The following is an 8,043-nucleotide window of genomic DNA, read 5'->3' as shown; positions in this document are numbered from 1 at the left end:
AGCGATAATGCCTCATGGAACTGTGGTGTAGAGGCCTAACATGCCTGCCTGTCACGCAGGAGATCGCGGGTTCGAATCCCGTCAGTTCCGCCATTATTTATAACTTTGGGATGAGATGAGTATCCGATATTGGGTTCCGTCAAAGTTCGCGAAGAGCTTTAAGGCTCGGTAGCTCAGTCGGTAGAGCAGAGGACTGAAAATCCTCGTGTCGGCGGTTCGATTCCGTCCCGAGCCACCATGTACGTTTTATAACTTTATATGCCGGTGTAGCTCAATTGGTAGAGCAACTGACTTGTAATCAGTAGGTTGGGGGTTCAAGTCCTCTCGCCGGCACCATTCTGGAGGATTAGTGAAGTGGCTAAACACGGCAGACTGTAAATCTGCTCTCTTCGAGTTCGGTGGTTCGAATCCATCATCCTCCACCAGTTTTTAGGGGCATAGTTTAAAGGTAGAACAACGGTCTCCAAAACCGTTGGTGTGGGTTCAATTCCTGCTGCCCCTGCCATTGAATATTTATAATGAACTTGGCGATCGTGGCGAAGGGGTTAACGCACCGGATTGTGGTTCCGGCATTCGTGGGTTCGAGACCCATCGGTCGCCCATTATTTCATTATGATTATTCTCTGAAAAAAACTATTACATTATGGCGATCGTGGCGAAGGGGTTAACGCACCGGATTGTGGTTCCGGCATTCGTGGGTTCGAGACCCATCGGTCGCCCCATAGTTTTTTTAAAAATGTTGGGGATTAGCCAAGCGGTAAGGCAACGGACTTTGACTCCGTCATGCATAGGTTCGAATCCTATATCCCCAGCCATTGATTTTTATGTTTGCGGACGTGGCTCAGCGGTAGAGCATCGCCTTGCCAAGGCGAGGGTCGCGGGTTCGATTCCCGTCGTCCGCTCCATTTTTATTTCTGGCGCCATAGCCAAGTGGTAAGGCACAGCTCTGCAAAAGCTTTATCCCCAGTTCGAATCTGGGTGGCGCCTCCATAACAAAACTATGTGCCCTTAGCTCAGCTGGATAGAGCGTTTGACTACGAATCAAAAGGTCAGGAGTTCGAATCTCTTAGGGCACGCCATAAAGTAAGCCGGTGTGGCGGAATTGGCAGACGCGCGCGACTCAAAATCGTGAGGGAAACCGTGGGGGTTCGAGTCCCTTCACCGGCATCATCCAAAAGGAATGTAGACTATAAACGTCTGCATTCCTTTTTTCGTTGCATCTACATCAGCCGCTGGTGCTGATGAAGCAGCGTTAACTATGCATGAAGAGCACAATGCATGAACAGCACAACGTATGAATAGTACACGCACGAGCTGCACAAAAGGTGCACTGGCACCGGACAGCAATGCAGATCAAATTCGAGTTATATAACAGCTCCTTAGCCGAGATTACATTCATCTCAAAAAGGCCCCGAACCCGTGAGCAATGTGCAGTCCCGGGTCGGGGCAGTATTATTTGAGATATGGATTCGCATCAAACATTCAAAACGAATTACTTATCGCCAGCAGAAGGCTCTGGATGTGCCTGAATCCATGCATATCCGTAAGGTTCAAGCTCCAGCATTTCGCCGAACTCCATGGAAGTCAGCAGCTCTGTGCCTTGTGCAGGGGCTTTTATTTGCACCGGCCGTCCGGTTACATTAATGACGGCGGTAACCGTGCTGCCCGTCCGCTCATTGCTGCGGCGCACCGCAAATACCCGGTTGTCCAAATCAAGGATTTCTTGATCGGCATAAGGGGAGAAAGCGCTGGTCAACTGTCGTACGCTCAGCATGGCCGTAATTCCTCCGAATATCGTCCGTCTCCGTGCATCGTTTGTAAGCTCAGCGGCCAGTTTGTCCGCTTCCAGTTTCTCGCGATTGATGCTGCGGCTGATACCGCTCTCTTCCAGTCCGCTGTAATCATTGGAGGATCCGAACAAAGAATGATAATAAATGGCCGGTACGCCGATCACCGAGCAGAGGATGCAATGGGCAGCCAGAGCTTTGTTGGTGATGAGCTGAAGGTTATCCTTCTCATCGGCATTTGTGAGGGCATCGATATAGTTGATATTCAGCTCATATACCGATTTTGTGCCGTCAGCATTATTTTTGTAGGAGATACGCCCGCCGTTGGCTTGGACCTTCTCTGCCAGCAGCAGCCGCTCGTTATCGTCCAAAATTCCCTCCGTTGGCCGCATACCAATCCCGTCATGGGAAGCGAGGAAATTAAAATAAGTCGCCGTATCGGACACTCGAGTAATTCCCTTTGCCCATTGCGTCAATTTTGTTGCATCCTGCACGGTGAATGAGTACAGAACAAGCGGAGGCAGTGAAAACTGGTAGACCATATTGGCCTCGTTCGAACCGTCACCAAAGTATTTGATGTTGTCGGCATGAGGCACGTTAGTCTCCGTAATGATCTGAGTACCTGGCTTGAAATAGTCCAGCAGATCGCGCCACATGGAAATGATCGCATGGGTGCGAGGCAAATGCATACAGGTCGTTCCCGGTTCCTTCCACAAAAAGCCGATCGCATCCAGCCGAACGGAGGATGCTCCCCGGCTGGCGTAGTCGAGCAGAATATCGCTCAAATCGCACAGTACCGGAATATGGGCGGCATTCAGGTCTACCTGGTCTTCGCTGAACGTGGTCCAAGCTGTTCGAGATCCGCTGCTTCCCTCGTATTCATGAAAGAGAGGGGAGGTACGGGGGCGAATAACATGTGATGTATCAAACTCCTCATCCCGTGGAATGAAATAGTTCTCAAACCGCTCGTCGCCCTGAAGATAACCCTGGAACCATTCGCTTGATTTAGAAATATGATTGGCAACGAAATCAAACATCAGCCGGTAATCCCCCAGAAAGCGGCTGATATCTTCCCAACTGCCCAATTCCGGATCTATGGCACGGTAGTCTGTTACCGAAAATCCATCATCCGAGGTGTACGGAAACATCGGGAGCAGGTGAACGTCGGTGATGGCTCCTCCAACCTGTTCGTTCAGGAAAGAATGCAAGGCGTTGAGCGGCGTTTTACCCTGCAGGCGGACGGCATCTCCGTATGTGATCAGAAATACATTTTGTTCGGTTAATGCCCTGTTGTTGCCAAAATCCGTCGACTCCCATCGTTTTACGAGCGATAGCATGGCTTCATAGGCCAGCGCACCACGCTTTTCTCCATAGATGAACAACGTCTTTTCCCGCAGTTTGTGCAGCAATTCCTCTCGATTCATATTGTTCGCTCCTTATCCGTTAACCATTTGAGTGTCATATATCCTTTGGCCGGAACGGAAGTTACCGACCCTGAAGCAGGGAGTTCCGCTAAAGTCACACGCTGCGTTCCGGCATATATATCCGAGTGAGGACTGATCGGTTCATCCTGGTCACCGGGATTATACAGTCTGAGGATTACGCCATCCCCATCCTCGCTTTGTTTCATCGCCGAGACAAAAACATGACCTTGAAGCGACAGCAAAGAAAATTCGGAAGGTACGCAACTCACAGGTTGCGGCAGTTCAAACCGCTCCAGTCGTTCTTCAAAGGTGTTTAGTGTCTGTAGATGATAAGTCGTTCTGTACCCGATATATGCCTCAACCAGTCCGCTCCAGGCTTTCGCGCAGAACGGCTCTTCCGTGACGTGCAGGCCGTAGGAAAACGTGAGGGGCTTCAGCAACTGGGCATCAGGAGTTTCAACGACCTTGTTGTTGATGCCGGATGCCCGACCCGGACGCCATGCCAAATCGTCCTTGCCAAGCAGTCCAACGGCCCGGAACAGCGTCAACGCTAGTTCGTCTTCCAAGAGCTCATACTCCTTAAGGCCTTCGGTGATGACGCCAAGAAGCCCGTCCCGGCCATCGGCTACAACGTAATTTTCCAGGGGATATACCGGCACCGGTGCTTCGGCAAACCCTTTCTCACGCCAATTCTGTAGATGCGGATTGGTCTTCTCCCGCCGCAGCGCGGTAAAAGCCTGATCGGCCCAGGTATGCTCTCCCTTGTGGTTGAACAAAACACGCAAACGATGGTCGCACGCCGAATTATTCAGGGAATGCGTCACGCGCACAAAGGACTCGCCTGCCCGCAACTCAAACGCCGTCTCGATCACGAGCGTTGTTTCGGCTTTGCCCAGCGCCCGTTCTTCCAGACTGCCCGGAACTTTCATGGTGTGACGCACCGCCAACAGGCTGCTCAGCGGCCCTTGTTTCACCTCTACTAACTCGCATTGGCTGCCAAAAATCGGCGAATCTCCTTCAAGCGGGGAAAAATCGTACGAATCTCCGGCATCGCCGACATCCTCGAAGCGGAGCAGGGAGGAAACCCTTTTCCCGTTGCGGTGGTCCTCCAGCGCAAGTTCACCGTCACTCCATTCGAGCCGGTACATCTCGTTGCTAATCTTGGCTTCCGAAGCAGGCGCCCATTCTTCGGTAGGTTCGCCTTCACGAACCCGAAGGGTTGTATACCCCATGGCCGGAACCTCGGCTCTGGCGAGAAGCTCTGTTCGGTAATAGCCGGGAATCTCCACCTCGCGCTCGCCTTCCGCCGTGACCATGACCTGGCGACCGCCGCTAATATATTCCTGTTTTACGATCATGGATTCAAGAGGTGCGCCGGCACGGTCATGCAGCGTAAGCCGGCTGTCTTTGGTAAATACAACAAACGGGCAGAGCATTTTCTTGCGCTCCGGCAAAAAGCTGAAGACCAAACAGTCACCGGCAGCTTCACGCTCCTGCACGGCTCGAGCCAATTGCTTCTTCAGTACATTGGCTAATCCGTCGATCATTCGTTCGGACTGAATCAGCCGCATCATAATGCTCTGGTTCGTATCGTCCGAATTGCAGCCGCCGATGGAATCATGGGCGTGAACGTCAAACAGCAGCTTCCAAACCCGGTCAATCCAGGTTTTTGGATACTTGAAGCCAAGCGCAGAAGCGATGCATGCCAGTGGCTCCAGGATATAAAGCAGCTTATTTTCCACTCGGTAATTGAGCTGCTTGAGATCGATGCGCTGCGATCGGATGGTGCTGTGGATGCGCGATTTCTGGCTCGCAATCAATTCGCCTTCGATCTGCCCTTCGAAGTCGGCGGCGGACCATGTCTCCTCCATGAATGTCGTGTAATCGGACAACACGTATTCTCTGTTTGGGTCATGCCGGTTAAGCCACTCCACCGTTTCCGGGAAATGCTCCCGCACCAGTACCTGATCGCCGCCCGCTGGAAGCAGGATCCGCTCCGTCGAAGCATTCCGTTGTTCCAGTGCTTCCAGAATCGGATTCAACCGCTCAGTGAAATACGTGGACGACGGCTCCAAAAACTTTCCGGGACCGTAACCGTAATAAATATTGTTCGTTTTTACTTCCTGTCCGTCGGGAGACACCCATGTGAAATTCAAATCCCGGGCTATCTGATCGTTGTAAAGCCCCCGCTGCAGCACGCTATAATGGATACCGAACTCCTGAAAAAAAGAAGGCAGGTACGCATTTTGGCCGAAAATATCAGGCAAATAGCCAACTTCCATGGAGTGTCCCAGGAGGTTGGCTTCACGCACTCCGTACAGCAAGTTACGGATGACCGATTCCCGATTGACCAGCAGCGAATCGGTTTGCGTATACCAGGGGCCGATGAGAATCCGCCGCTGTTTAATCAATTCTTTAAGGCGTTCGCGGTTCTCGGGGCGAATAGCCAAGTAATCCTCAATGACGGAAACTTGGGCGTCGAAGACATAAGCTGGGAAGGAGGGGGTTTTCTCCAATACGTTAATCAAGGCATCGAGATTCTCGACCAGCATGATATTCGAGTCTTCGATCGTAAAATACCATTCCCGGTCCCAGTGCGAGTGCGGTACGATGTGGACTTTGGATTTGCGGTTCATGATGAATACCTCCAATGAAATCGGGAGGGCTGTGCATCGCACAGCCCAGCCTTTGTGTTTAAATGATTTGATTTCCCTGCCGCTCTGCGCGCTTGATCATGGCATAGCGGATAAAGATATTGGAAAAGGCAATGATAGCGACACCGACAGCCAGTCCGACGAAATAGGCGAAGAAATGCTCTACCAGCGGCCAGCCCCAAATAGCCGGAAGGGGATACCACTGCACGGCGCCAAGTGCAACGGCTGTACAGGAACCGGCAATGGCCCCGATCAGATTGATCGGAATCGTCAACAGCGGATTCCGAAGCATGAAGGGAATGGCCCCTTCGGAAATGGCCAGAAATCCGAGCAGGAACGAAGTGTTCCCGGCAATGCGCAGATCCGGACTGAACACACGGCGTCCCACAACAAATCGGTCGATTATGGTAGCAAGACCGATGCCGAGCGGCGGAATCACGATTGCCAGCACGCGCGGTGTGAGCGGGAAGATATGGTCTGCGGCCATTCCGATCGCGATCGCTCCGGCAGCTTTGTTGACGGGACCGCCAAGGTCAAAGGCCGTCGCTGCGGCGATAACCGCCGACAGGGTTAGTTCGCCTGCCCCCGTCATGCCTTGAATGATATCGGCAATCCAGCGGTTCAACTGACTGAAGAAAGGATCAACCAGGTATTGATTCAGGATAAACATCAGCAGGATGCTAATGCCGGGAATGATAAGCATCGGTTTCATTGCGGCAAAATTTTGGGACAGCCGGATTTTCTGATTAAGGAAACGGGCGATGTAACCAGCGGACAATCCCAAGACGAGCGCTCCGAGGAAACCGCTTGGAATCCCGCCTTCAACGCCCCAGAAGGTATAATGCATGCCGCTGGCGAATACGCCCCCAAGCAAGCCGGCTACAATACCGACCCGGTCGGCCAGTGCATATGCGACAAACATACCGAATACCGGATATAGGAACTTGAATATCAGATTTCCGAAGGCATCCAGATTGTGCAGAAATTCCTTCAGACCGCCGGCCGTTGCGTAATCTGCGCTGCCGATATCCGCGATCGGAAGCCCAAGTCCATACAACCAGGTCAGCTTGGCGATCCCAAGCATCAGGCCTGCGGCGACCAGCACAGGAATCATATATGAGATTCCGGTCATGATGGCCTGAACCATTTCGCTGAGGAAACCTTTGAAGCCTTTTGGTTCGGCTTTTGTTACGGTCTCCTGCACCTCTTCCTTCTCCACGGTGCCGGAAGGGTTTTCAACTGCCTGCAACAATAACTCCTTGGCCCGGCGAAGAGGCTCGGCCACTTTGACTTGGACATACGGTTTGCCAGCATAACGTCCGCGTTCTTTCACTTTTGTATCCACAGCGAAGAGGACGGCATCCGCTGCAGCTATTTGCTCGGCCGTATGGCGATCCTCCAGGCCATTGGCGCCTTGCTTTTCAACCAATACTGTGATGCCGAGCTCGTGTCCGGCTTTCTCCAACGCCTCCGCTGCCATATAGGTGTGGGCGATCCCTGCCGCACAGGCGGTGACCGCAAGGATGGTTCGACCGGAATCGGTCTTTCCCTGGTCCGGCGTCAGCTCGGCCGCCTGCTTGTCAGACTCTTCCGTCCGGTCCAGCTGGGAAAGGAAACTTGTCGGCGTTTTAGCGGCATACAGCCGGGCCCGGAAGTCGTCATCCATTAACTTGGCGGATAATTGCGCCAGCAGTCGAACATGCGTTGATCCGGATTCCGCCGCCGGGATGGCCAGCAGGAATATCAAATCCACTTTATTGTCCGGGTCGATAGACTCCCAGTTCTCGATAGGCGTCTTGAGGCGGGCAATGGCGACTTTGGCTTCCTTGACGAGAGTGGATTTGCCGTGAGGAATGGCGAGCCCACGCTCGAATCCGGTTGGCGAATGGTTTTCCCGTGCATAGACAACCTGTTTAAAATCTTCTTTAGACTCAACGGCACCGGCATCCGCCAAAGCACCGACCAGATTATCAATGACTTCTTCCTTGCTTGACCAGTCGGCATCCAGAAACAACAGATGAGGCCCTGTCATTTTTTGAAGATCCATGTTGCTAAACCTCTTTTCTTAGCAGAATGTGTTTATGTTACTGGTAATAGCGCTTTCATATGTATAGTAATCCATTTTATTTCGGATCAGGATACAGATCATGTATAATTGTACACGCTATGTAAGTGTGA

General features: G+C 52.2%; 3 protein-coding genes and 12 tRNA genes. 12 read left to right on the top strand and 3 right to left on the bottom strand.

Going from position 1 to position 8,043, the window contains the following annotated elements; translation table 11 throughout:
• Positions 1-16 precede the first annotated feature (16 nt).
• From ACOZB4_RS25710 to ACOZB4_RS25655, 12 genes are all read left to right on the top strand, one after another.
• Positions 17-93, top strand: a tRNA-Asp gene (locus ACOZB4_RS25710).
• Between the two features lie 69 nt (positions 94-162).
• Positions 163-238: transfer RNA gene (locus ACOZB4_RS25705), tRNA-Phe, on the top strand.
• 22 nt (positions 239-260) lie between these two features.
• Positions 261-336, top strand: a tRNA-Thr gene (locus ACOZB4_RS25700).
• A 4-nt stretch (positions 337-340) separates the two neighbouring features.
• Positions 341-425 (top strand) — tRNA-Tyr (locus ACOZB4_RS25695).
• Between the two features lie 6 nt (positions 426-431).
• Positions 432-505, top strand: a tRNA-Trp gene (locus ACOZB4_RS25690).
• A 22-nt stretch (positions 506-527) separates the two neighbouring features.
• Positions 528-600: transfer RNA gene (locus ACOZB4_RS25685), tRNA-His, on the top strand.
• Between the two features lie 46 nt (positions 601-646).
• A tRNA-His gene (locus ACOZB4_RS25680) sits at positions 647-722 on the top strand.
• 18 nt (positions 723-740) lie between these two features.
• Positions 741-815 (top strand) — tRNA-Gln (locus ACOZB4_RS25675).
• Positions 816-830: 15 nt separating this feature from the next.
• Positions 831-905: transfer RNA gene (locus ACOZB4_RS25670), tRNA-Gly, on the top strand.
• Between the two features lie 11 nt (positions 906-916).
• Positions 917-990, top strand: a tRNA-Cys gene (locus ACOZB4_RS25665).
• Between the two features lie 12 nt (positions 991-1,002).
• Positions 1,003-1,079: transfer RNA gene (locus ACOZB4_RS25660), tRNA-Arg, on the top strand.
• A gap of 8 nt (positions 1,080-1,087) precedes the next feature.
• Positions 1,088-1,167, top strand: a tRNA-Leu gene (locus ACOZB4_RS25655).
• 325 nt (positions 1,168-1,492) lie between these two features.
• On the opposite strand, the gene ACOZB4_RS25650 is transcribed toward ACOZB4_RS25655, so the two are convergent.
• The 3 genes from ACOZB4_RS25650 to ACOZB4_RS25640 are packed head-to-tail and all read right to left on the bottom strand — an operon-like array spanning position 1,493 to position 7,912.
• Complete coding sequence (locus tag ACOZB4_RS25650) at positions 1,493-3,211, bottom strand: alpha-amylase family glycosyl hydrolase (RefSeq protein ID WP_379407344.1); 1,719 nt, start codon at positions 3,209-3,211, stop codon at positions 1,493-1,495.
• Positions 3,208-5,847: a glycoside hydrolase family 38 C-terminal domain-containing protein gene (locus ACOZB4_RS25645; protein ID WP_379407343.1), complete on the bottom strand. Its 2,640-nt coding sequence runs from the start codon at positions 5,845-5,847 to the stop codon at positions 3,208-3,210. The genes ACOZB4_RS25650 and ACOZB4_RS25645 overlap by 4 nt, the downstream gene beginning before the upstream one ends.
• 58 nt (positions 5,848-5,905) lie before the next feature.
• Positions 5,906-7,912 carry a fructose-specific PTS transporter subunit EIIC gene (locus ACOZB4_RS25640; RefSeq protein ID WP_379407342.1) on the bottom strand — a complete coding sequence of 669 codons (2,007 nt, stop codon included), beginning with the start codon at positions 7,910-7,912 and terminating at the stop codon, positions 5,906-5,908.
• Positions 7,913-8,043: the final 131 nt, after the last annotated feature.

Origin of the sequence: Paenibacillus sp. NPDC058898 (assembly GCF_049316025.1) — a bacterium.
Classification (GTDB): domain Bacteria; phylum Bacillota; class Bacilli; order Paenibacillales; family Paenibacillaceae; genus Paenibacillus_AQ.
The sequence above is the reverse complement of the archived record's forward strand: the minus strand, read 5'-3'. Positions and strand labels throughout refer to the sequence as shown.

Excerpts from the sequence above, each read along its gene's own strand:
- ACOZB4_RS25645 (WP_379407343.1), bottom strand. The coding sequence starts at position 5,847 with ATGAACCGCAAATCCAAAGTCCACATCGTACCGCACTCGCACTGGGAC.
- ACOZB4_RS25650 (WP_379407344.1), bottom strand. The coding sequence starts at position 3,211 with ATGAATCGAGAGGAATTGCTGCACAAACTGCGGGAAAAGACGTTGTTC.
- ACOZB4_RS25640 (WP_379407342.1), bottom strand. The coding sequence starts at position 7,912 with ATGGATCTTCAAAAAATGACAGGGCCTCATCTGTTGTTTCTGGATGCC.